This is a genomic window from Streptomyces griseomycini (assembly GCF_014203535.1).
Taxonomy (GTDB): Bacteria; Actinomycetota; Actinomycetes; order Streptomycetales; family Streptomycetaceae; genus Streptomyces; species Streptomyces griseomycini.
In genome coordinates this window covers 702786-725473 of sequence record NZ_JACHJI010000001.1, presented here as the reverse complement: position 1 = coordinate 725473, position 22688 = coordinate 702786, and the positions used below count along the sequence as shown (strand labels likewise).

Here is a 22688-nt window from a genome sequence, read left to right as displayed (position 1 = left end):
CCGCCATCGTCCGCGGGTGCCGGGGCGGGCGCCTTTCCTGGGGGGCCGGGCGGGGGGCCGCTGAACGGGGGGCGGGCGTCAGGAACCGCGCGGGCGGGGCAGCGAGCGGGCGGCCTCCAGGAGGGGGGCCATCGAGTCGACGGTGAGCTCGCAGCCCGCCTCGCGCAGGCTGCGGCGGACGGCGGAGGTGTAGGCGTAGCCGACGAAGGGCAGCCCCGCCTGCTGCGCGGCGGTGAACTCGGCGACCGACGAGCCGATCAGCACACCGGCCGGGGCGGCGGACGCGCCGGACGCGCTCAGGGCCCGCCCCAGGCAGTCCGGGTGGGGCATGAGCAGGGCGGGGTCGCGGCTGCGGCCGTGGACGCCGGCCAGCGGCAGCCGGTGGGGCCGCAGACAGCGCCGGACGGCCCGCTCGCCCACGTCACCGACGACGACGACCCGCCGGCCGGACGCGTGCAGGGCGCGCACGAGGGCGGCCGAACGGTAGGTCATGGGCGCGTCGGGCGCGGCCCGCAGTTCGATGGCGTCGAGGCGTTCGCACAGCACCGGGCCGAGCCGGTCGTGGGCGAAGGCGCGCAGCACCTCCAGGGGGTGCACGAGCGCGTCCTGCGGCACGTCACCGGGGGCGGGCGGGCGGCCCCCCAGGGCGTCGTGCGGCGGGCGGTGCTCGGCGACGACGGCCAGCAGCTCCAGGGCGGCCTCGCGCGCGGTGCGCGACGAGAACAGCCGGGCGAGCGGCCCGTCGAAGCCGATCAGCACGGTGTCCGCGCCGGCCAGGACGTCGGCCGGCCGGAGACCCGGGGGCTCCGGCCCCCGCGGCGGCCCGGGCAGCGGCGCGCCCCCGCGGGCCAGCCGCACGGAGCAGGACACCGCCACGCCCGGCACCGGCCACGTGGCCGGCCCGGCGGCGACCTCGCGCTGGGCCGCACCCGCCCGGCGCACCGGATGGCGGCGGGTGACGCGGGCCGTGGCGTCCAGCAGGTGGGCGAGCAGCCGCTCGGCCACGCCGGTGACCTCGGCGCGGACGAAGGCGACGGGGTCCGTCACGTGCCAGGCCAGGGCGACCGCCGCGGTGAAGGAGCCCCCCCGCGCACCGGGCAGGGTGACGGTGCGCGAGGCCTGCTGCGAGGTGAGGTCGACCAGGTAGTAGGTCGCCGGGTGGGGCCGGCGGGTGCCGTACGGCTGGACGGGGTTGAGCAGGGCGAGCGTGCCGTCGGGCCGCGTGTGGACGACCGCCGTGCGGCCCGGCGCGGGCGCCCCCAGCTCGCGCAGGTCGTGGGTGATGAACGGCCCCCGCACCAGGTCGCGCGCCGGGGGTTCGGCGTCCGCGGCGCCCAGCGGGCAGTACCAGGCGACCGGCGGGGCGGACGGCGCGCCGGCGTCGTACACGGGCCGGAAGCGCGCGGGCCCGCGGGCGGCGGAACTGGCGGCGAACTGCTCGTACAGGCCGGGCGGGACGACGACCACGACACCGGCCCGCCCGTGCGGTGCGGGCGGCTCGGGGGGCGCGGTCGGCGCGTCCCAGAGCAGCACCTCCAGGCGCGGCGGATCCGGCAGCCCGGCGAGCGCCTGGGGGAGCCCGCGCAGGATCGCGACCAGGAGGGGCAGCAGGTACGCGCCGGGTTCGGTGCGCACGTCGTACCCGTCGGGCAGGACCCGCACCTCGTACTGGAGCGGGGTCAGGGAGCTCCGGGAGAGGACCTGGTGGACGGCGTACTCGAGGGTGATGCGCGCCTCCGGGCGGCCGGACAGGCCGTCGGCCCGGAAGGTGACCGTCGCGTGGTCCCGCGGCGCCGCCCCCGCGGACCCCGCCCGGGACGCGGAGCCCGGCGGGGACGCGGCGCGGGGCGGGGAGGGTTCGGCGGCCCCGGACAGCCGGCGCGCGCTCTGCGGACTGACCGTCGCGAACGCCTCGCCGTCGGCGGGGCCGGTGAGCGTTCCGGAGCGGGACGGGGTCGACGCGAGGAAGTCGCCGGGCACGCGGCCCGCGCCCTCGTCGATCAGACCGCCCACCCGGTCCAGCAGCTCCGCGGTGCGGTTGCGGGCCGTGCGCGGGAGGCCGCGCAGCAGCAGGTCCCGCACACCGGGGCGGAAGGCGTAGGAGCCGGGCGGGCCGGGGACGGCGGTGAGCATGCCGCTGAGGATGACCTCGGCGAGGTGCTGGGGCCGCGGGTCCGGGGAGGTGGCGGCCTGCACCAGGCGCATGACGGGCAGGTCGGGACGGCCCAGGGCCAGGTGGCCGGCCAGCCGGAACGCCTCCGGGGAGGCGGCCGCCCGGAACCGCAGCACGAGTTCCTCGGGGGTGAGCCGGCCGACGTCCGTACGGTCGTCGCGGTCCACCGGCGGCCGGTCCGACGCCGCCACCGCGGCCGGGACCCCGGTGCCGCCCGGGGAGGCGAGGAGCGACGCCCAGTTCGCCAGCCAGTCCGGGCCCGGCTCCAGGACGGGGATCGGGAGGGTGCTCCACGGCGTGGGCGTGCCGTCCGGGTGCGTGCCCTCGTAGGGGGTGAAGGCGAGGGCCGCGGTGGGGGCGGCCGGGTACGGGGCCGACAGCAGGCCGGGCACCGCGGGCAGCGCCGTGTCGCGCCACAGGTGCTCGGGCAGGGGCTGGACGACGGCCAGGGGCGCGCTGCGGGCCCAGCGGTGCAGGGTGCCGTACCAGAGGGCGCCGGCCGGGCCGTGCCTCCACTGCGGGCCCATGCAGTCGCTGAGGACGAGGGTGGCGACGCGGCCGTCGGCCGGGACGTGCGCGCCGGGGCCGTGCACCGTGCCGTCGGGGTCGGCGCGCAGCAGGTTCACCGTGCGGAAGACGCCCGACCGGGCCAGCACCGCGTGCAGTTCACGGACCAGGGGCCGCCAGACGGGCATCGTGGGGCCGGCGTCGTGCACCAGGTTCAGGCGCAGCCACCGCTCCCGGGCGGGGCGCATGACCGGCAGCCAGGAGTCGGGGGCGGCGTCCAGGCGGGCGAGCCGGTCGGCGGTCGCGTGCTCGTCCAGCTCCCGGCCGCGGGGCGACTCCACCCGGCGCTTGAGCGGGCGCAGGGCGCGCTGCAGCGCCAGGGGGCGGCGCAGCATGGGCGGCGCCGGGGCCAGGAGGGCGGCGTGGGGCTCGGCCCCCGCGCCACCGGGTCCGTCGCCGGACCGGGCCGGGGACGGCAGGTGGAGCGGGGCCCGCGGGACGCCGTGCTCCTCGGGCCGGGGGGCGGGCCGGGGCGCGGACTCCCGCTCCCGGGGCACGGGAGCGGGGCGGTCGGGCGGTGGACCGTCCCGCGGTTCCGGGGGCGCGGGGTCCTCGGCACCGGTGTCCATGTGCCGGGCCAGCCACAGCAGTTCGGCCAGCTCCAGCGGGGCCGGGCGCCGGCCGCCCGCCGCCCCGGCCAGTACGTCGGCCAGGCGGGCCAGCGGTTCCGGAGCGCCCGGGTGGTCAGAAGCCATCGGCGGGGGACGCCTGGCCCAGGTACGGCATCAGCCGCTCCGCCAGCTCGTCGAGCGAGTCGGCGGCGAGCTCGGAGGAGCGGGCCAGGTAGATCGCGTTGAGGAGCTGGTCGGTGGCCAGGTCGCCGGCGCCCACCCGGGACAGGAAGCGGTCGATCAGGCTCCGGGCGTACGCGTCCGGCTCGCCCAGGTGGGCGCGGACGATCTCGGCGAGGTGGCGGTCGTCCGGCTGGCGCAGGCGCAGCGTGACACAGCGGCGCAGGAAGGCGGGCGGGAACTCGCGCTCGCCGTTGCTGGTGAGGACGACGAAGGGGAAGGAGCGGCAGCGGACCCGGCCGCGCACCACCGGGACCCGCTCGTCGGTGCCGTCGGCCATCACCTCGGCCCGCCCGTCCGGCAGGTGCCGGGCGGAGCGCACCAGTTCGGGGATCTCGTACTGGCCCTCCTCCAGGACGTTCAGCAGGTCGTTGGGCAGGTCGAGGTCGCTCTTGTCGATCTCGTCGATGAGCAGGGCGCGGGGACGGGCGTAGGGCAGCAGGGCCGTGCCCAGCGGGCCGAGCCGCAGGTGGTGCTCGATGCCCGCCCCGTCCACCCCGCCCGCCTCGCCCGGCCGGTCCGCCGACTGCCGCGCCGCGTACAGGCGGGAGAGCGGGTCGTACTGGTAGAGGCCGTCGTGCAGCGTGCTGCGGCTGGTGATGTTCCAGCGCAGCACCGGGCCGAGGCGCAGCTCGCGGGCGACCGCGTAGGCGAGCGAGGACTTGCCCGTACCGGGCGGGCCGGTGACCAGCAGCGGACGGCGCAGGTACAGGGCCGCGTTGACCAGCTGGACCGTCTGCGGCGTCGCCTGGTACGTCGCGGCGCGGTGGGTGCGGTCCGGGGAGAGGGCGGCGGTGTCGGCGGCCTCGTCCGGCGGGTCCAGCACCGGTCCTCCGTCGAAGGCCCGCCAGGGCGGGGGCGGCGGCAGCCGGTCGACGCCGTCGTGCGGTTCCTTCGTGCCGGTGTAGACGGGCCACAGGGGCATGGGGCTCTTCTCCGTGGGGTCGGTGTGCGGTGGCCGGGCGGTCAGGCGACGGGGGAGTGCAGGCTCGCGGCGGTCCCGGGGAAGCAGCGCGGGTCGTCCCACAGCAGCTGCACGTCCCTCGCCCAGTGCCGGTCCGGCTCGTCGGCGGCGTCCGCGGCCAGGCGCAGCTCCAGGAAGTGGCGCGGGAGTTCGGCGGGCGGGACACCGGCGACGGACGCGGTGAGCTCGTCGAGGAACGCGTCGCCGGAGCAGGCGCCCCCGTGGCCGGCCCCGTGGTCGTCCCCGGTACAGCCGGTGCGGGACCACAGCAGCACGGGAACCGGGACGTTCAGGCCGACCTCGAAGTACTGCCGCGCCACGGTGGGCGGAGCGGCGAGGCCGACCAGCTCGGCGCCGTCGTCCCACAGCCGCTTGCGCAGCCGGGGCGGACGCTCCCGGGTGCCGCACTCGACGCGGTGCACGGCCGCGCCCGGACCGGCGTCCAGCTTCTGCCACTTCTTGTGCAGCTGGTGGCGCAGCCGGCCGCTGCGCTGCCGGGACCGGTCGGCGACGACCAGCGGATAGGCGCAGCCCAGCGGGGTGGGATCGTCCGCGCCGCACTCCCAGTGGGCCACGGGCTCGTTGAGCCACTCGCGCGGCAGGACGAAGGCGAGCAGCTCGTCGGCGCCCGGGGCGAGCCGGGCGACCGCCTCGTCGATGCGCTCCTGGACGTAGGACCGCACGGCGGCGCGCGGCAGCCGCCGCGCGCCCACGGGGTGGCGCCGGCCGTCGCGGCACGCGGACACCTCGACGGTGACCTGGTCGGGGCCGGCGCCGCTGTGCTCGATCTCGACGACGACCGGCGACCAGGCCGAGGGGCGCGCGGGGGGTCCGTCCAGCAGCTCCCGCAGCCGGTCGGCGAACCGGGTCACCGCCTCCGGCTCCGGGACCTCCCACTGCACGTACGCCGCCGCCGACGCCAGCGAGGTGAAGCCCCCGTCCGGCAGGGGCGGGCCGAAGGGGCCGACGGCGTCCACGTACAGCCGGTCCGGATCGCAGCGCGGTCCCGTCCGCTCGGCCCGCCGCACCAGGGCGTACAGCGCCCTGAGCTCCTCCGCGCCGTGACCGGGGGTGGGGACGAGCTCGCCCAGGCCGCTCCAGTGGCGGGCCATGACCTCCGTGGGCAGCATCCGGCCCGCGCGCACGTCCCGGCCGCCCGCGACCGACGTGACCATCCCGACCACCGAACCGTCGGCGAGCGTCACCGCGGCCCCGCTGAACCCCTCGGCCAGCGGCTGCCCGTGCCCGGAGACGGCCTCCAGCTGCCTCCACTCCCCGGCGACGAGCGGGCCGGGCAGCGCCCGGTACAGGGCGAGGGTGCCCTCCTCGTACCCCCGGGGGAAGCCGTAGGCGACCAGCTCGGGGGAGGGGGTGCCGCACTCGGCGCCGGGGGGTGCGAAGACCGCCGGGGCGAGCGGCACCTCGCGCTCCAGCTCCAGCACGGCCAGGTCGCCGGTGTCGGCGGCGCCGCCCCGCCAGCCGCCGTGGACGGCCACCGTGGCGGTGAGCTCGCCGAGTTCGGCGCGGTTCGGGAAGCTCACCCGGACGTCCGCGGTGGCGCTGCGCCGGACGACGTGGGCACAGGTGAGCACCTGCCGCGCGGAGACCAGGAAGCCCGCCCCGACCTCGGCGCCGCACGCGATCCGGGCGTGCCAGGCAGCCGTGCTCATGACCGGCCGACGGCCGCCCCGCCGGTCCCGGACGCCCCGCCGGTCGGGGCGTCCCCGTCCGTCCGGGCCGCCCCGTCCGTTCCGGCCTGCTCCGGCGACCAGCTGAGCTTGACGATCAGGTGCCCCTCCGCCGAGCCCTTGGCGATGACCGCCCCGGCCTCCGCGGTCAGCTTCACCCCGAACTCCAGCTCCACCGCGTCCGGCCGGAGCGTGCCGTCCCGGAAGACCCGCAGCGCGGACTCGGCCGCCGCCCGCACGCCCTCCAGGGAGCCCTCGAAGGTGCGCGCCGCCCGGGCCGGGCCGTCGCCGCGCGAGACGAGCCGGGCACCGGACTCGTCCTCCACACCCTCCACGACGACCGTGGCGCCGTCCTCGGTCCTGAACCGCATCAACCCGTCCATGGTGCCGCGCGCTCCCCCGCTGTGTGACTCTGGGCGTGAACCCGGTGAACTCCTATGTTACGTAAGGTGCTTGACCCGACGCATGAGTCGTGGAACGCGTGCTCCCCTGTCCGGATCAGGTTCCGGACCCGACGACGCCCCGGACGACCCCCAGCTCCACCAGGTCCTGCGGACGCACGCGGAGTCGGTCGGCCGTGGCCTCCACCTCCGCCGGGGAGCGCTTGAGGATCGCCGCCGCGAGCTCCGGTGCGATGACCGAGAAGTAACTGTCCGCGGTGGCCCAGGTGTTGCCGGGAGCCGCCAGGGCCAGCGCGCCGCCCGAACCGCCCTCGCCGATCACGAGCGTGGTGACCGGGGTGCGGGCGGCGGCCACCGCGTCGAACAGATCGGCGATCGCCGCTCCCGCCCCCTGCCGCTCCGCCTCCGCGTCGTTGGCCGCGCCCGGCGTGTCCACCAGGGTCAGCACCGGGATGCCGAGCCGGTCCGCGAGCCGGACCAGCCGGGCGGCGGTGCGGTACCCGGCGGGACGGGTCGCCGCCCCGGTCTGCGCCGCGTAGGCGACCGTACGGCCCTCGCGCTCGCCGAAGCCGCAGAGCATGCCGTCGGGGTCGGTGCCGCCGCAGCGGTCGCCGCCGATCGCCACGCGGTGGGCGAAGTAGGCGTCCAGGTAGGCGCCGGCGCGGAGGCGCTGCGGTGACCGGGCGCGCCGGACGGCGTCCCAGCCGGTGGCCGGCAGGTCGCGGGCGCCCAGCGGCCCGGGCGGCGGGGCCGGCGCGGTCGACGGGCGGGTCAGCAGCCGCAGCCAGCGCCCCAGGGTCTCCCGCAGCGCCTCCGGCCGCACCACCGCGTCCGCCGCCCCCGCCGCCACCTGCGCCTCGGCCGTGTACGCCGCCGGGTCCGCGTCCGCCGGCCGCACCCGGGAGCCGGCGAAGCCGACCTGGGCCCCGGGCAGGGCGAGGACCACGTCGGCGCCCGCGCCCAGGGTGGCCCAGCCGCCGCCGGTCGTCGGATCCCGCACCACCGCGACCTGCGGCAGCCCCGCCCGCCGGGTGAGCGCCGACGCGCGGGCCACGCGCTGGAGCTGGGTCAGGGCGAGCATGCCCTCCTGCATCCGGCTGCCGCCGGTGGCGACCAGCGGGACGACCGGCAGGCGGTGCTCGCGGGCGTAGGCGTACGCCGCCTCCAGACGGTCACCGGTGCGCACGCCGAGCGAGCCGCCGAGGAAGCCGAACTCGAACGCGACGAGCACGGCCCGGGTGCCCCCGACGCGGGCGGTGCCGCAGACCACGGACTCCTGCTCGCCGGTGCGCTCGGCGGCGCGGGCGCGGGCGGCGCCGTAACCGGGCCAGGCGAGGGGGCCGTCCGGGGCCGATTCCCGCCCCCGGTGGGTGAGTTCGTCGAAGTCGTCGGCGACCAGGGCGACGGCCTCGCGGGCGGAGAGGCGCCCGGCCGGGTCAGCCACGGCGCAGCGCCCGCTTCATGATCTTGCCCATGTCGTTGCGGGGGAGGGCGTCGAGGTGGTGCACGACGCGCGGCCGCTTGTGCGGGGCGAGACGGCGGGCGACGTGCCCGGCCAACTCCTCCAGGCCGGGCGGGGCCTGCGGATCCGCCGGAACCACCCACGCCACGATCCGCTCGCCGAGGTCGGCGTCCGGCTCCCCGGTGACCGCGGCCTCCCGCACGCCCGGATGCTCCAGCAGCGCGTTCTCGACCTCCCCCGCGCCGATCTTGTAACCCCCGCTCTTGATCAGGTCGGTGGCCTTGCGGCCGACGATCCGGACGTGGCCGTCGGGATCGCGCACCGCCATGTCGCCGGTGCGGAACCAGCCGTCGGCGGTGAACGCCGCGGCCGTGGCGTCCGGCCGGTTCAGGTACGCGGTGAACAGGTTCGGCCCGCGCACCTGGATCTCGCCGACGGTCTCGCCGTCGTACGCCGCCACCGGGGAACCGTCCTCCTCCACCAGCCGCAGCTCCACGCCCGGCAGCGGCACGCCCACCGTGCCCGGGCGGGCCTCGCCGTCCGCGCGGACACTGGTGTTCATCAGCGTCTCCGTCATGCCGTACCGCTCGACGACGCGGCGCCCGGTCGCCGCCGTGATCCGCTCGTGGTCGTGCACCGGCAGCGCGGCGGAACCCGACACCAGCAGCCGCGCCCCGGCCAGCGCCCTGACCAGCTCCGGATCGGCGGGCAGCGCCTCCGCGATCCGGTGGTACATCGTCGGCACGCCGAACAGCATGGTCGCCCCGTCGTTCAGCTCGCGCGCCACGCCCCCGGTGGTGAACCGGCCGAGGTGACGCACCGATCCGCCGCGGCGCAGCGGGCCGAGCGTGCCGAGGACGAGCCCGTGCACGTGGAACAGCGGCAGCCCGTGCACCAGGACGTCCTCGCCGGTCCACCCCCAGGCGTCGGCGAGCGCGTCCAGCGTCGCGGCGAGGGCGCGGCGAGGGAGGACGGCGCCCTTGGGCGGGCCGGTGGTGCCGGAGGTGTAGACGATCAGCGCCGGATCGCCCTCGTCCCGCGCGCGGTCGTCGGGGAGCGCCCCCGGGGCCCCGGCCGCCGGATCCACGTCGAGGCGGGGCAGGGCCCCCAGCGGGGCGGGCAGCTCCTCGCCGGGCCCGGCGAGGACGAGGTCCGGGGCGCTGTCGGACAGGATGTGGCCGAGCTCCTTCCCGCCCGACCCGGGGTTGAGCGGCACGACGGCCACTCCGGCGAGCAGCGCCGCGGTGACCGCGACCGCGGTCTCCGGCGCCGGCGCGGCCCACACGGCGACCCGGCGCGCCCGCCCGAGCCCGGCGGCCACCGCGCCGGCCGCCGCGGCGAGCTCCCCGTAGGTCAGTGAGCGCTCGCCGAACCGCAGGGCGGGCCGGTCGGCGGCCGGGCCGTCGGTCAGGGCCGGGAAGAGGGAGGGCACGGGGCGTACTCCTTGGGTGTCGTGGCCGGTGAGGGGTGGTGTGGTCGGTGCCTGGATGTCCTACCCAAGCCCCTCCCGGCCGTCACCGTCCACACCACCGCCGGGACGGCGGGTCCCCACGGGCGTGGCCGGACCCTTCCCGAGCGCCCCCCGGCCGCGTCCGTTCAGCGGCACGGCGCCGGTCCCGCCGCGGATCAGGCCGCCGTCTCCACCACGTCGGCCACCACGCAGCTGACGTTGTCCGGGCCGCCCGCCCCGTTGGCCGCGGCGATCAGGGTGTGGACCGCCGCGTCCGGGGCCGGGGCGGTGGCGAGCAGGCGCCGGATCGTGTCGTCGGGGACGACGGCCGGGAGGCCGTCGGAGCAGAGCAGGTAGCGGTCGCCGGGGTGGGCGTCGTGCAGGCGGAGGTCGGGGGACGCGGGCGTCGCCGCGGCGCCGGTGAGGGCCTTCAGGAGGAGGGTGCGCTGGGGGTGGGAGACGGCCTCCTCCGGGGTCAGGCGGCCCTCGTCGAGCATCGACTGGACCACGGTGTGGTCGTGGGTGATGCGGAACAGCTCGCCGTCGCGCAGGAGGTACGCCCGCGAGTCGCCGATGTGGACGAGCGCCAGGCGGGATCCCGTCCACACGAGGGCGGTCAGCGTGGTGCCCGCCTCCTCCGTGCCGTCCGCCGCGTCGCGCACCGCCTGCGCCGCGCCCCGGACCGCGTCCTCCAGCAGGTTGAGGACACCGCCCGCCGGTGTCTCCCGCGTGTCCAGGAACCGCAGCGCCTCCACCGCCGCGGTGCTCGCCGGCGCGCCCGCCGGGCCGAAGCCGTCGGCCACGGCCAGCAGCCGGCCGCCCGCGTAGGCCGTGTCCTGGTTGGCGGGGCGGACGCGGCCCCGGTCGGAGTGGGCGTGGTGGCGCAGCTCCAGCGTGTTCACGGTGGTGTCCCTTCTCGGCTCTTGCGTCAGGTGGTCGACCAGGAACGCGGCGAGGTCCCGGCGCACGGCCGTCTCCGCCTCCACCCGGGCCCAGTACGCCCGGATCTCCCCGGCTGCGGCCCCGGACCCGAGGGCGCAGACGCGGCGGATCTCCGCCAGCGGCATGCCCAGCCGCCGCAGCCACGCCACCAGCCGGGCCCGCTCCAGCTGCCCGGCCGCGTAGTAGCGGTAGCCGGTGTCCGGGTCCACCCGGGCGGGCCGCAGCAGGCCCAGCTCGTCGTACAGGCGCAGCGCCTTCGGGGACAGCCGGCACGCCCTCGCGAACGCGCCGATCGTCAGCATCTCCATGGATCCCCCGTACGCCTCGTGGTCGCCCCGCGTTCCGCCACCGATGCTGGGGCTTCACCGAAGGTGAAGGTCAAGCGGGCTGTCCCGGTTCCCGGGACGGTTGCTAGCCTGCCGGTCGATCACTTGCCCGTACGTGGAGGAGCCCGCCGTGCCCCGCATCGCGCTCGTCACCTGCCGGCCCGGACCCGAGGTGGCCGAGGACCGGGACCTGCCGGTCCTGGTGCGGGCGCTCCGGGAGGCCGGGGCCGAGGCGTCCGCCGTGGCGTGGGACCACGGGGAGGCCGACTGGAGCGGCTTCGACCTCGCCGTGATCCGCTCGACCTGGGACTACAGCTGGCGGGCCGCCGAGTTCACCGCGTGGGCCGAGCGGTGCGGCAAGGCCACGCGGCTGGCCAACCCGGCGGACGTGGTGCGCTGGAACACCGACAAGCGCTACCTCGGGGACCTCGCGGCGGCCGGTGTGCCGGTCGTCCCCACCCGCTACCTGGCCCCGGGGGACCCGGCCGACCTCCCGGCCGACCACGAGTACGTCGTCAAGCCGGCCTCCGGAGCCGGCGCCCGGTACGCCGCCCGCTACACGCCCGGGGAGCACGACACGGCCGTACGGCACCTGCGGCGGATGCACGCCGAGGGGCTCACGGCGATGGTGCAGCCGTACATGGGCGCCGTCGACACCGCCGGTGAGCGGGCGCTGCAGTTCTTCGGCGGGCGCCTGCTGCACGCCAGCCGCAAACAGGCGGTGCTCATGCCCGGCACGCCCTACGACGAGCGCAAGGCGGCCCACCCCGGACTGACCCCCTGGACGCCGAGCGCCGCCGAACTCGCCGTCGCCGAGCGGGCGCTGGACGCCGTCCCGGGGGCGCCCGAGCTGCTCTACGCGCGCGTCGACCTGGTGGACGGCGAGGACGGCCGGCCGCGGGTGATGGAGCTGGAGCTGGTCGAGCCGAACCTGTTCCTGTCGCTGCACCCGGGGTCCGTGGAGCGCGTGGTGGAGGAGGTCCTCAGGGCCGCGGCGGCCCGCTGACCGCCGTCCGCTGCAGCAGTCCCCAGGTGAACTCCGCGACCACCTCATGACGCGCGCCGCGGGCGTCCGGCGCGGTGAGGGCGAGGCCCCGGCGCGTGGGGGCCGTGCCCTCCAGGGGGCGGGCCGGGGGGAAGGCGCGGGCGGCCTCGTCGACCGTGCAGGACCAGGGCGTCAGGTCCTCCAGCGTGCGCAGGGCGGGGGGCGCGGCACCCGGCGCGCGGACCAGCCACTCGTTCCAGACGGCGCCCCCGGGACCGGTCAGGACCTCGAAGCGCAGGTCGGGCCAGAGCGGGACCGGCCACTGCCACGCCTCGCAGTCGAGGTCGCCGACCCGGCGCGGGGCCCGGGACTCCGGCTCGCCGAGGACGGAGCGGTACCGGGACAGGGCCGGGCGGGAGCGCGGGGAGCGGACCATCGCCTGCCAGCGCTTGTTGGCCTCGCGCATCCGGGCGGGGGAGGCGCCCAGCGCGCGCCGGGCGTCCTCCACCGGACCGGGGTTGAAGTCGGCCATGCGGCGCAGCAGGACCAGCTGGAGGTCGAGCGCGGTGAACGGACTAGCGGGGGGTTTCGCGGAGGGCATGGGAACCATCGTCGTCCACCCGCGCCCCACCGGGGCGGCGGCCGTCCGGGAGGAACAGCACCGAGTTGACGTAGCGCGGGCCCCGCAGCCGGCCGGAGGGCAGCACCCGGCGGAGCAGGCCGTGCGCGGCGACGTGGGAGGTGCGGGCCTGGTGGGCCTCCAGGGGGAAGCGGGACAGCGGGACCCAGGTGTCGGCGGGCAGGACCCAGCCGTCGTAGCCGAGGCGGGACAGGTACGTCACCACGGGGGCGACGGGCCGGATGCGGGACTCCAGCTCCACGAACAGGGCCGGGCGGTCGCGGGCCAGGACGCCGGCCGCCCCGCGCAGCACCGCCGGCTCGTTGCCGTCCACGTCGATCTTGACGAAGCCGACGTTCCTCAGGCCGAGTCCGTCCAGCGTGACGCAGGTGACGTCCAGGGCGTGGCCGTGGACGTCCCGGCGGACCAGGGACGACACGCCCCGGTCGCCGTCGTCGTCCGGCGGCAGCCACAACGGGGCCGTGCCGGAGCGGTCGGAGGCCGCCGCGCGGATCACCCGGACGTTCGGCGGGGCGGTGGCGGTGAGCAGCCGCGCCAGGTGGGGGACCGGTTCGACGGTCACCACGTGCCGGGCGCGCCGGGCCAGCCGGTGCGTCCACGGGCCGTACCAGCCGCCGACGTCCACCGCCGTGTCGCAGTCCGGCGGGCACAGGTCGGCGAGCCGGGCCAGTTCGGGCTCGAAGCGGGGGTAGACCGCCCGGGCCGCGACGGCCACCGCGCGGGTGGGCAGGAAGGACGCCGCGCGGGCGGCCAGGGTCCGGGGCGCCGGGCGCGCGGGAGGCGTCACGGCGCCGTCCCCGGTGAGGAGGCGGGGGACATGCGGGCCAGCAGCTCCTCGTGCTCCTCCTCCGGGACCTGCTCCCCGGACGACGGCAGCAGTTGCGGGACGCCGTCGACGATCGGGTAGCGGCGGCGCAGGCGCGGGTTGTACAGGGCCTCCTCAGGGTCCGCGCCGGGGGCGGGGGCCAGCAGGTGCAGCGGGCCCTTGTCGAGCGGGCAGGCCAGGATCCGCAGCAGCGGGTCGTCGGGTTTCACGGGACGTCAACTCCTTCGGTGGGGTGTCCGGTCCGCGGGCGGTGTCGTGCTTCGGCATGGCCAGCAGCACGGCGACCGCGAGCACCGTGCCCGCGACGCGCAGCGCCAGCCGCAGCGGCTCGTCGGGGAGTTCCTCGCCGAACGCCGGCGTGCCGAGCACCGCCGCGTGCAGACAGGAGACGGTCGTGCACACCGGCACGATCAGCGAGGCCCGGCAGCGCTGGAGCGCCGCCTGCGACATCACCAGGCCGAACGCGCCGGTGAACAGCAGCAGGTACGGGTACGGGGAGCGCAGCAGGGCCGGCACCGCGCCGTCGGCGCCCCCGGTGGTCAGGAGGCCCGACACCCCCTTGACGGCGAGCGAGCTGACGCCGTAGAGCAGGCCGACGGCCACGCCGTACTCGACGCCCGCCGTCGGCATCCGGTGGCGGCGGCGGGCCCGGCGCTCGGCGGACGCGTACAGCCACACCCCGGTCGCCAGCGACGGCACGCACACCAGCAGGATCAGCGGGTACGGCGCCGCGCGGCCCACGGTGTCGGCGCCCGGGCCGCCCTCGCGCAGCGACAGCACCACCATCAGCAGCGCGAGCAGGATGGCGCCCAGCGCGTACCGCTCGCGGCCGCTGGTCTCCTCGCCGAGCAGCCGGGCCGACAGCAGGACGAGGAGCACCAGGCCGGAGACGAAGAGGCCCTGCGCGGCGGCGATCGGCAGCGTGCGGTACACCACCAGCTGGGCGGCGAACCCGGCCGCGAGCGCCAGTGCGCCGCCGATCCACAGCGGGCTGCCGAGCACCAGCCGCAGCAGCCGCGCGGGCCGGCGCGCCGTCACCTCGGGCAGGGCGGCGAGTGCCCGCTTCTCCAGGACGAACCCGCCGCTGTAGAGGACGTTCGCCGACAGGGCGGCGGCCACTCCCCACCACATGCCCCCCGTCCCCCCTCACGTCTTCCGTGCGTGCAGCAGCAGGATCGACGCGAGGGAGGGGGCGGCGCAGGCCAGCCGGTCCAGCGGCCGCAGCGGGCGCGGCACCCCGTGGAAGGGGGCGCCCTCGAGGCGTACGACGGTGAAACCGGACGCGGCGACGAACTCCCGCAGCGCGCGGGCCGTGTACAGCCGCAGGTGGCCGACGACCTCCCTGCCCGGCCGGCCGTGGATGCCGCGCAGACTGACCTCGGAGAACACCGGCTGCACCCCGGCCGCCAGCAGTACGCGGTTGTACCAGGCGGCCAGGTTCGGGGTGGACAGCATCAGGTGGCCGCCGGGGCGCAGGACGCGGCGGATCTCGTCGAGCGCCGCGTCCGGGTCGACGAGGTGCTCGACGACCTCGCTGAAGAGGACCGCGTCGGCCGACGCGGAGGCGAACGGCAGCCCGCCGCCGGTGAGTTCGCCGCGCACCGCGTACGGCAGCCGGGTGCGGGCGCGGGCGAGGGCGTCCTGGGACCAGTCGACGCCGACGAGGCGGTGGCCGCGCAGGAAGGGCGCGGCGGTGGCCGCGGCGGAGCCGTCGCCGCAGCCGACGTCGAGGACCGTCCGCGGGCCCCGGGCGCCGGCCGGGCCGAGCGCCCGGGCCAGCATGCGGGCCTGGCGGCGGCCGCGGGCGGCGCCGGAGGCCACCGGGACGGCGGGGTTCTCGTAGAAGTCGCGCAGGTCGCGGGGCGGGGGCGCGGTGGCCGTCACTCAGCTCACCTCCGTGGTGTGCAGGTGGTGCGCGAAGAGGTCGCGCAGGTGCGCGCCGTCGCCGGGGCCGAGCAGCGCGCGGGACCAGCGCAGGGCGAGGTGGAGCCGGCCCGCGGTGGAGGCGGTGGTGAAGGTGAGGCCGCGGGGCATCCGGGCCGGCGCCGAGAACCACACGGCGTGCGCCCGCCCCGCCTCCTCGCCGAAGTCCAGCGGGTACGGGATCCGTCCGATGTTGCTGAGCAGGGTGGTCGACGTCCAGGGCGCCGCCGCCCGGCGCAGGGCGCGGGTGAGGGCGGCGCGGCAGGCGACCGGCGCCCAGGGCGCGGTGAGCAGGGCGGCGCCGTGACCGAGCTGGGGCCGGGGGAGGGACTTCAGGGCCCGGGTGCGCAGGGCGGTGCGGCGCAGCAGCCCGGGCAGGTCGGCGGTGTCCAGCTCGTCCGCGGCGAAGGGCACCTCGACCAGCCGGGTGCCGTTGCCGATCGGCATGGTCGCGTCCCGGGGGCGGTCGTCCACCGGCATGGTGATGCGCAGGGGCCGGCGGGCGGCGCCGCGCTCCCGGTTCCAGTGGGCGACGGTCAGGGCCGTGGCGACCATGAGCTGGTCGTTCACGGTGTAGGGGGAGCCCTTCGGCCGGTGCGGCAGCGGGAGTTCGACGACGAGCATGTCGTTGCCGGCCGGGGCGCCGGGCGTGCCGCGGGCCACCCGGGCGGGCGGCGCCCAGGGGGAGGGCACGGCCGGCGGGCGCTGCGGAGCCTCGGGCGGGCGTACGGGCGGGGCGGCGGGGGCGTTGTCCCGGCCGCCGTAGATCTCGGCGGCGGTGGCCAGGACACGGAGGCAGGCGGGGCCGTCGAGGGCGGTGTGGTCGAGGGTGAGGACCAGGACCGTCCCCCGTCCGCCGTCCACCACCTCCAGCCGGACCGGCGGGGACGCGGTGAGCGGGGGCGCCTGGGCCAGTGCCCGGGTCCGGGCGCCTTCCAGGGCGTCCCTCCCCGGGGGCGGGAAGCTCACCACCTCCACGTCCGGCTCGTCGGTCAGCTCCCATTCGTAGCGGCGCCGGTACCAGGGGCCCGGGGCCTCGCGCATGAGGACGCGCGGGTGCCGGCGCAGGGCCTCCGTGAACGCCTTGCGCAGACGGGCGGGGTCGAGGTGCCCGGTCAGGTGCGCCTCGATGTGGACGGTCTCCGGCTCCGCGTCCTGCCGGCAGTGCCGGGACACCTCGTCGACGACGGGGAAGGGGATGCGCGGGGGAGCGGTCATGCGGGGCCGCCCTTCCCGGGATCACCCGGTGTCCTGGGCGACCGCCGCGCGGACGGGCCGGAGGCGGGGGGCGGCTGCGGGGCGGGAGGAGGCACCGAGGCGGGCGGCGGCGGTGCGGTGTGCGTGCGGGGGGCGGACGACAGCCCCGGCGGGTGGGGACCGCCGGCGGCTGCGGGCACCGGGGGCGGCACCGCCGCCCCCGGCCCGTCCCCGTGCCCGCCCGGCCCGTCCCCGTGCCCGCCCGGCCCGTCCGCACGCCCGCCCGGCTCCCGAGCCGGCCCCGTCCGCTCGCGCCGCGCACCGAGGCCCACCAGTGCGGCGAACAACCCGAGCAGCGCGAGGAGCTGGGCCACGTGCCCGTACGCCCCCGCCCCGGCGCCCACCGGCTCCCCGGCCCCGGACGCCGCCGCGACGCCCGCCCCCGCGAGGGCCCCGAACGCGACCGGAACCAGCAGCGTCCGCCGCCGCGACGCCACCAGCGCCAGCGCCGGGACCAGCAGCGCCCACCAGCCCGCGATCACCACGCCGGCCAGCGTCAGCGCCACCGTGCCGAGCCACGGACCGGGCGGTGCCGGAACCGGCTGCGGACCGTCGGGGTTCCCGGCGTTCCGGCGCCACAGCGCCAGCCCGACCAGCACCGCGATCCCGGCCCCGCTGCCGATCAGTCCGGCGTCGTACGTCGTGGCCGGCCCGTAGGACAGCTCGACCGTGCCGCCCGCGCCCGCCGGGATCCGCCAGCCCTGCTGCCAGCCGTCCAGCCGCAGCGGCGTGAGCTCCTCGCCGTTCAGGGTGGCCTTCCAGCCGTCGTTGTGGTTCTCGTACGTCGTCAGGTACGAGGCCGCGCCCGAGCCGACGGTGACCTCGCGGTGGTCGCCGAGCCAGTCCCGGACCTTCAGCTGGCGCCCGGTGGCCGCCGCCTCCGGCACGGTCCCGCGGGTCAGGGTCACGCCGGTCAGCGCCAGCGGGCCCGCGTCACCGCCCTCGACCCGGTGGTCGCCGGCGGACAGCTCCAGCCGACGGTCGTCCTCGCCCTCCTGGCAGGGCGTCACCTCGAGCGGACGCCGCTCCACCAGGTCCCGTACCGTGCCCCGCACGCTCGTCTCGTACAGCGTGCCGTCCACCGCCAGCACCGGTCCCTTCCCGCACTCCAGCGAGACCTCCCGGGTGCCGGACGGCTGCGGGGTGCGGTACGGGTCGAGCGCCGGGACGTACGCCTCGGTGAGGCCCACCGGCAGCTGCAGGTCCTCGTCGACGACCGGGTTGTGCAGGGTGAGCGGGGCGGTCTCGGTGACCGTGATGTCGAGCCGGTCGGTGGTGATCGGCGGGAAGCGGACCCAGCCGTTCTCGTCCACGCCGGCGATCGTCGCGCCGTCCGGGGAGCTGATGTGCACCTCGGTGGCCCGGGCGGACAGGCCCCCGGCGGGCGCCAGCACCAGTTCGCCGACCGGATGCTCGCCCTCCCAGCTCAGGTGGACGGTCGGCCGGTCGCCCGCGATCCACGCCGTGGTCAGGTCGCCGTCGGTGAGGTTGCGCGCCGACAGGCCGGCGCCCAGGCGGGCGGTGGAGTCGGCGGTGGCGACGATCCGGCTCCGCTGCCCGGGCGCCACCTCGTACAGCAGCCGGTCCAGGGCCTCGCCCGGCACCGCCACCGCGTTCGCCGTCACCTCGTACGTCCCCGCCGAGCCGGTGGTGAACCGGCGGTGCAGGCCCGCCTCGGTGCCCACGGCGGACAGGCCCGTGGGGTCGGCGGCGCGGTGCAGGGAGACGATCTCGGCGGCGGCGGTGGTCCGCTCCGCGTCGGCGGGCAGCCGCAGCAGCCGGGTCACCCGCACGTCGGGCAGGTCGATCTCGGAGAAGCCCGCGCCGGCCAGACCGGCGCGCTCGGCCGTCGAGTCGACGATCGTCAGCTTCATCCAGCCCGTCGGGCCCGCGGGCGCCTCGATCCGCTGCTTGGTGCCGTTGGCCCGGAGGAAGGCGGTCTCGGACCCGTTCTCCGTCTCCACCCGCACCCGGGTCGCCGCCGCCCGCACGCCGTCCTGCGGCAGCGGGGTGACGCCGAGGGAGTCCGGCATGTCGTAGGTGCCGTCGAAGGCGATGCGCAGCCACTGCCCGTCCGGCGAGTCGGCCGATCCCTCCGCCCACGCGGTGCCCGGGTCGCCGTCGAAGGCGTTCACCGGGTCGAACTGCGGCAGGTGGAAAAGCCAGTTGCCGTAGGAGGACGCCGTCACCGAGCGGGCGCCGCGCAGCTCGGCCACCGTCTGGTGCTCCCGCCCCTCGACCGGCAGGATCTGGTGCGGCGGCTCGCCCGCGTCCTGCGCGGCGTCCGGCGCGTTGCGCTCGTCGCGCGTGTACGTGTACGAGGTGTTCGCGTTGACCAGGCCGAACCGGGTGTCCGCGCGCCGCATCCCGTCGCCGGTCACCTGCACCGGCGGGGTGCCGAGCCCGGGGTGGTCGTCGCCGGTCAGCACGGCCGGCCGGCCGCGCAGCCCGTCCGCGAGCGGCAGCAGCGCCTCGGGGCCGCCGGAGACCACGGCGGTGTCGGCGACCGGCAGCAGTCCCGCCTGTCCGGGCCGCGGCACGCCCGCGCCGGCCGGACGGTAGATCTCCACCGCCCGCTGCCGCGGGTACAGGCCCTCGACCTGGAGCGGGGTGTCGTCCGCGATCACGCCGCCGGTCGTCACCGGGCCGAGACCGGTGACCCGCTCGTACCCGGACTGCTCCAGGGTGCGCTTGACCGTCGTGGTCGGCACGTGCCCTATCCGGTCCGGGTCGAGATCGTTGCGGACGACCACGTAGAAGAGGCCCGCACGGCTCAGGTAGTCGGCGAGGCCCGGCACCTCGGCGCCGGTCAGCAGGGCCTGCTCGACCGCGTCCATGGCGCGCCGGTTGCCGGGGGTGCCGAAGGGCACGTAGTCGCGCTGCGCCCAGCGCGAGTCGGCGACCACGTCCAGCGGCTGGTCGATGGTCGAGCCCCAGGTGTGGATGCCGTGCGCGGTGGCCGGCACGACCAGGGCGCGCGCGTCGGGGGAGTACTTCTCCAGCCAGTCGGCCGTGGCCCGCCAGTACTCGGGGATCTCCCGGAACGAACCCGGGGCGAGGAGCGAGCCGTTGAGGTACGGCCACACCAGACCCGGCAGGACGAGGACCGCGGCGATCAGCGGGGCGGACCGCCGGCCCCGGGCCCGGCCGGTTCCGCGCGACCCGGCGGCCGCCGCCACGAGGTGCGCCAGGCCCAGCACGAGCGCCAGCGCCAGTCCCGTCTGGAACTTGTAGACGTTGCGGAACGGCGCCGCCCAGCCGTCCAGCCAGTCCTGCACCACCGAGTGGAACGGGGCCCCGAACGCGCCGCCGTACCCGGCGAGCAGCACCAGTGCCGTCACCAGCACGGTCAGCACCAGCCAGCGCCGCTCCGGCACGTCCCGCCGGGCGATCCCGGCGAGACCGAGTCCGGCCGCGAGCGCCGAGCAGACGATCACGACCACCGAGGACGCCACCGCCCACCCGGCCGGCAGCCACGCCTCGCCGAAGTGCAGGTACGCCACCCAGTTCCCGGCGCCGCGCAGCGCCTCCGTCGCCGCCATGGTGTCGGTCGTGGTCCGCGCGGTCTCGATGTAGGGGAGGAAGTTCTCGCCGTGGGCCCCGAGCAGCAGCAGCGGGATCCACCACCAGGCCGTCGCCACGATCACCGCGGGCGTCCACCAGGCGATCAGCCTGCGCCGCCGGGGCCCCGGCGGGCGGGAGAGCAGGTACAGGCCGACGGGCAGCAGGGACGCCAGCGTCGAGGCCGCGTTGACCCCGCCCATGAACGGCACGAGCAGCGCCGAACGCAGCGCCGCGACCCGGGCCGCGTACCGCTCGTCCGTCAGCGGCAGCAGCACCCAGGGCAGGAACGCGCCCGGCAGCGCGGCGGCCGACGTGGAACCGACGACCGTCGTGAACACCGGCCACAGCGCGTACGCCGCCGCCGCGAGCAGCCGGGACGCCCCGTCGCCCACGCGCAGCCGCTCCGCCAGGCGCAGCGCGCCCCAGAACGCGACCGACACGATCAGCGACATCCACAGCCGCTCCGCCAGCCACACCGGGAGCCGCACCAGGTCGGCCAGCCAGTAGAACGGCAGCATCGGCCACAGGTAGCCGACGTACTGGTCGGAGATCCCGCCGAACGACCCCCGGTCGTGCCACAACTGGCCCAGGTCGGCGAGGAACCGGCCGGGGTCGACGGTGACGCCGAGCTTGGTGTCGAAGGTCTGCCGGCCCGGCTGCACCGCGAGGAACAGCACGAGCGCCACGGCCCAGAAGCCGAGCAGCCAGCGCCGCGACCGCGGGCCCCCGGGAGGGCCCGCGGAGCGCGCGGTGCGCGGGACGGCTGCCGGAGGAGGAGCCTGGACCATGGTCGTCATACGGGACACCGCCGGAGGATGAGGAGGAGGTTCCAGGTGGCGAACTCGCGCAGGCCGGGCACCCTGACCACGGCCTCGGTGAGGAACGGCCAGTAGCGGGAGCGCGCCGAGACGATCCGCACGTCGTCGCGGGCGCGCACGTGCCGCAGGGTGGTGCCGACGTGCACGGGGAAGAGGTTCTCGCCGAGCGTGTGCTTGGCCGGCCCGCCGGTGCGGCGCCGGTAGCGGGCGCGGGCCCGCTCGGCCCCGAAGTAGTGCCACGGGGCCCACTCGTGGCCGCCCCAGGGGGACAGCCAGTTGGTGAACGACACGTAGATCAGCCCGCCCGGCCGGGTCACCCGGACCAGCTCGCTGAGGAAGGTCTGCGGATCGGCCACGTGCTCCAGGACGTTGGAGGAGAACGTGACGTCCGCGGCCCCGTCGGCCAGCGGCAGCAGGTAGCCGTCCGCGACCACCGTCCCCTCGGGCGGCTTCTCGGCGAGCTCCCGCACGTCGGGCTCGAACAGGTAGGCGTCCGCGCCGCGGGCGCGGAACTCCTCGGTGAAGTGGCCGCTGCCGCCGCCGACGTCCACCACGACCCGGCCGGCCACCGGGCCGTCGTACGCCTCGACCTGGTCGGCGGCGTCCCGGGCGAGCAGCGTGTAACAGGCGTCGGGGTCGTCCCGCTCGTGCAGGAAGGCCCGGAAGAGGGCGAGGGACCTGCGCAGGGACGGGTCCTTCGGTCCCCGCCCGGCTCTCGGCCCCGCCCGGCCGGGGAGACCGCCGGCGCTCACGGCTGCCGGCCCCTCACGGCCTCGGCCGCCACCGCCCGGAACTGCCGCACCGTGCGGTCCCAGCGGAAGCGGGCGGCGTGGTCGCGGGCCGCCTCGCCCATCCGCTCCCGGCGGTGCGCGGACAGCGCGAGGGTGCACCAGGCCGCCGCGAACGAGGACTCGCCCCGCGCCAGCACACCGGTCACGCCGTCCACCACGGAGTCCCGCAGACCGGGGACGTCGAACGCGACCGCCGGGGTCCGGCGGACGGCCGCCTCGGTGACGACCAGGCCCCATCCCTCGACCGCGGAAGGGTGCAGCAGCAGCCAGGCCGCGCACAGCAGGCGGTGCTTCTCCGCCTCGGACACGTGCCCGGTGAACTCGACGTCCGGACCGGCCAGGCGCTCCAGCCGGTCCCGCTCCGGGCCGTCGCCGACGATCACCAGCCGGCCGCCGGTGACCGGCCGCACCCGCTCCCACAGCCGCAGGAGCAGGTCGACGCGCTTGTACTCGACGAGCCGGCCCACGGCCACGAACAGCGGTTCGGGGGAGCGCGCGGTGCGCGGGCCCGGTTCCTCCACGCCGTTGTGCACGATCCGGATCCGCTCCCGCGCCACGCCGATCCCGCGCAGCGCCCGCGCGGTCGACGGGGAGACGGCGACCAGCAGCCCGCGCCGGCGCGCACCGGTCAGGGCCCAGTGCTCCAGCCTCCGCCCGATCCGCGCGGCCGGGGCCAGCGGCCCGCCGAAGCGCATCGGCCACAGGTCGGTGTGCACGTGGTTGACCAGGCACAGGGTGGGCCCGTGGTGCCACAGCGGGGCCAGGTACGGCATGCCGTTGCACACCTCGACCAGCAGGTCGCAGTCGCCGACCTGGCGGGCGAAGGCGGAGCGGGCGCGGAGGTAGTGGTCGTACGTGCCGCCCGCCGACACGACCCGGTAGTCCCTGAAGGACGCGGGACCCCCGCACAGCAGGGTGACCTGGTGACCGAGGCGGGTCAGGCCGTCGGCGAGCCGGTCGACGAGCAGCTCGGAGCCGCCGGCGGACGGGTTGCCCAGGTCGCGGTGGGCGAGGAAGACGATCCGGCGGGGATGGGCGGGGAGCGCCGGAGGGTGCTGCGGCGCGCCGGGGAGCGCGATGCGCGGGGAGGACGGTACGTGCTGGGGCATCGTTGCTCCAA

At 77.4% G+C, this 22688-nt stretch carries 17 protein-coding genes; 1 reads left to right on the top strand and 16 read right to left on the bottom strand.

Annotated elements, in window-relative coordinates; all coding sequences use genetic code 11:
* Positions 1 to 78: 78 nt before the first annotated feature.
* The 7 genes from FHS37_RS03325 to FHS37_RS03295 all read right to left on the bottom strand — a co-directional run bounded on the left by FHS37_RS03325 (position 79) and on the right by FHS37_RS03295 (position 10746).
* Positions 79 to 3435 (bottom strand): SAV_2336 N-terminal domain-related protein, encoded by a 3357-nt coding sequence (locus FHS37_RS03325; protein ID WP_184817477.1) that lies wholly within the window; start codon positions 3433 to 3435, stop codon positions 79 to 81.
* Positions 3425 to 4456: an AAA family ATPase gene (locus tag FHS37_RS03320; RefSeq protein ID WP_184817476.1), complete on the bottom strand. Its 1032-nt coding sequence runs from the start codon at positions 4454 to 4456 to the stop codon at positions 3425 to 3427. The genes FHS37_RS03325 and FHS37_RS03320 overlap by 11 nt, the downstream gene beginning before the upstream one ends.
* 41 nt (positions 4457 to 4497) lie before the next feature.
* Positions 4498 to 6165: a VMAP-C domain-containing protein gene (locus tag FHS37_RS03315; RefSeq protein WP_184817475.1), complete on the bottom strand. Its 1668-nt coding sequence runs from the start codon at positions 6163 to 6165 to the stop codon at positions 4498 to 4500.
* Complete coding sequence (locus FHS37_RS03310; protein ID WP_221499178.1) at positions 6162 to 6566, bottom strand: CU044_2847 family protein; 405 nt, start codon at positions 6564 to 6566, stop codon at positions 6162 to 6164. The genes FHS37_RS03315 and FHS37_RS03310 overlap by 4 nt, the downstream gene beginning before the upstream one ends.
* 115 nt (positions 6567 to 6681) lie before the next feature.
* The gene (locus FHS37_RS03305; RefSeq protein WP_184817474.1) at positions 6682 to 8028 is read right to left on the bottom strand and encodes a carboxyl transferase domain-containing protein; all 1347 of its coding nucleotides are present in this window, start codon (positions 8026 to 8028) and stop codon (positions 6682 to 6684) included.
* The gene (locus FHS37_RS03300) at positions 8021 to 9478 is read right to left on the bottom strand and encodes an acyl-CoA synthetase (RefSeq protein WP_184817473.1); all 1458 of its coding nucleotides are present in this window, start codon (positions 9476 to 9478) and stop codon (positions 8021 to 8023) included. The genes FHS37_RS03305 and FHS37_RS03300 overlap by 8 nt, the downstream gene beginning before the upstream one ends.
* Positions 9479 to 9672: 194 nt before the next feature.
* Positions 9673 to 10746, bottom strand: coding sequence for a MerR family transcriptional regulator (locus tag FHS37_RS03295; RefSeq protein WP_184817472.1), 1074 nt, complete (start codon positions 10744 to 10746; stop codon positions 9673 to 9675).
* Between the two features lie 148 nt (positions 10747 to 10894).
* Here FHS37_RS03295 and FHS37_RS03290 point away from each other — a divergent pair, with 148 nt between their 5' ends.
* Complete coding sequence (locus FHS37_RS03290) at positions 10895 to 11770, top strand: ATP-grasp domain-containing protein (protein WP_184817471.1); 876 nt, start codon at positions 10895 to 10897, stop codon at positions 11768 to 11770.
* On the opposite strand, the gene FHS37_RS03285 is transcribed toward FHS37_RS03290, so the two are convergent.
* From FHS37_RS03285 to FHS37_RS03245, 9 genes are read right to left on the bottom strand one after another with little or no spacing between them, the layout of a single operon-like run.
* Positions 11748 to 12359, bottom strand: coding sequence for a hypothetical protein (locus FHS37_RS03285; RefSeq protein ID WP_184817470.1), 612 nt, complete (start codon positions 12357 to 12359; stop codon positions 11748 to 11750). The two genes, FHS37_RS03290 and FHS37_RS03285, sit on opposite strands and share 23 nt — an antisense overlap.
* Entirely contained in the window at positions 12325 to 13176 is an 852-nt protein-coding gene (locus tag FHS37_RS03280; protein WP_229889695.1) for an FkbM family methyltransferase, read from the bottom strand. The genes FHS37_RS03285 and FHS37_RS03280 overlap by 35 nt, the downstream gene beginning before the upstream one ends.
* The gene (locus tag FHS37_RS03275) at positions 13173 to 13424 is read right to left on the bottom strand and encodes a Trm112 family protein (protein WP_184817469.1); all 252 of its coding nucleotides are present in this window, start codon (positions 13422 to 13424) and stop codon (positions 13173 to 13175) included. Before FHS37_RS03275 ends, FHS37_RS03280 begins: the two co-directional genes overlap by 4 nt.
* On the bottom strand, positions 13330 to 14346 hold the full coding sequence (locus tag FHS37_RS03270) for a DMT family protein (RefSeq protein WP_184817468.1): 1017 nt from the start codon (positions 14344 to 14346) through the stop codon (positions 13330 to 13332). Before FHS37_RS03270 ends, FHS37_RS03275 begins: the two co-directional genes overlap by 95 nt.
* 15 nt (positions 14347 to 14361) lie before the next feature.
* Positions 14362 to 15099 carry a class I SAM-dependent methyltransferase gene (locus FHS37_RS03265; protein ID WP_184817467.1) on the bottom strand — a complete coding sequence of 246 codons (738 nt, stop codon included), beginning with the start codon at positions 15097 to 15099 and terminating at the stop codon, positions 14362 to 14364.
* The gene (locus tag FHS37_RS03260) at positions 15100 to 16356 is read right to left on the bottom strand and encodes a condensation protein (RefSeq protein ID WP_184817466.1); all 1257 of its coding nucleotides are present in this window, start codon (positions 16354 to 16356) and stop codon (positions 15100 to 15102) included. It lies immediately after the preceding gene.
* The gene (locus FHS37_RS03255; protein ID WP_229889725.1) at positions 16353 to 20756 is read right to left on the bottom strand and encodes an alpha-(1->3)-arabinofuranosyltransferase domain-containing protein; all 4404 of its coding nucleotides are present in this window, start codon (positions 20754 to 20756) and stop codon (positions 16353 to 16355) included. The genes FHS37_RS03260 and FHS37_RS03255 overlap by 4 nt, the downstream gene beginning before the upstream one ends.
* Positions 20753 to 21529 carry a class I SAM-dependent methyltransferase gene (locus FHS37_RS03250; RefSeq protein WP_229889696.1) on the bottom strand — a complete coding sequence of 259 codons (777 nt, stop codon included), beginning with the start codon at positions 21527 to 21529 and terminating at the stop codon, positions 20753 to 20755. Before FHS37_RS03250 ends, FHS37_RS03255 begins: the two co-directional genes overlap by 4 nt.
* On the bottom strand, positions 21526 to 22677 hold the full coding sequence (locus tag FHS37_RS03245) for a glycosyltransferase family 4 protein (RefSeq protein WP_184817465.1): 1152 nt from the start codon (positions 22675 to 22677) through the stop codon (positions 21526 to 21528). Before FHS37_RS03245 ends, FHS37_RS03250 begins: the two co-directional genes overlap by 4 nt.
* Positions 22678 to 22688: the final 11 nt, after the last annotated feature.

What these genes read in the sequence shown, in the direction of transcription:
- FHS37_RS03255 (WP_229889725.1), bottom strand. Translation starts at nt 20,756, where the DNA reads ATGACGACCATGGTCCAGGCTCCTCCTCCGGCAGCCGTCCCGCGCACC.
- FHS37_RS03315 (WP_184817475.1), bottom strand. Translation starts at nt 6,165, where the DNA reads ATGAGCACGGCTGCCTGGCACGCCCGGATCGCGTGCGGCGCCGAGGTC.
- FHS37_RS03260 (WP_184817466.1), bottom strand. Translation starts at nt 16,356, where the DNA reads ATGACCGCTCCCCCGCGCATCCCCTTCCCCGTCGTCGACGAGGTGTCC.
- FHS37_RS03245 (WP_184817465.1), bottom strand. Translation starts at nt 22,677, where the DNA reads ATGCCCCAGCACGTACCGTCCTCCCCGCGCATCGCGCTCCCCGGCGCG.
- FHS37_RS03285 (WP_184817470.1), bottom strand. Translation starts at nt 12,359, where the DNA reads ATGGTTCCCATGCCCTCCGCGAAACCCCCCGCTAGTCCGTTCACCGCG.
- FHS37_RS03325 (WP_184817477.1), bottom strand. Translation starts at nt 3,435, where the DNA reads ATGGCTTCTGACCACCCGGGCGCTCCGGAACCGCTGGCCCGCCTGGCC.
- FHS37_RS03310 (WP_221499178.1), bottom strand. Translation starts at nt 6,566, where the DNA reads ATGGACGGGTTGATGCGGTTCAGGACCGAGGACGGCGCCACGGTCGTC.
- FHS37_RS03295 (WP_184817472.1), bottom strand. Translation starts at nt 10,746, where the DNA reads ATGGAGATGCTGACGATCGGCGCGTTCGCGAGGGCGTGCCGGCTGTCC.
- FHS37_RS03320 (WP_184817476.1), bottom strand. Translation starts at nt 4,456, where the DNA reads ATGCCCCTGTGGCCCGTCTACACCGGCACGAAGGAACCGCACGACGGC.
- FHS37_RS03270 (WP_184817468.1), bottom strand. Translation starts at nt 14,346, where the DNA reads ATGTGGTGGGGAGTGGCCGCCGCCCTGTCGGCGAACGTCCTCTACAGC.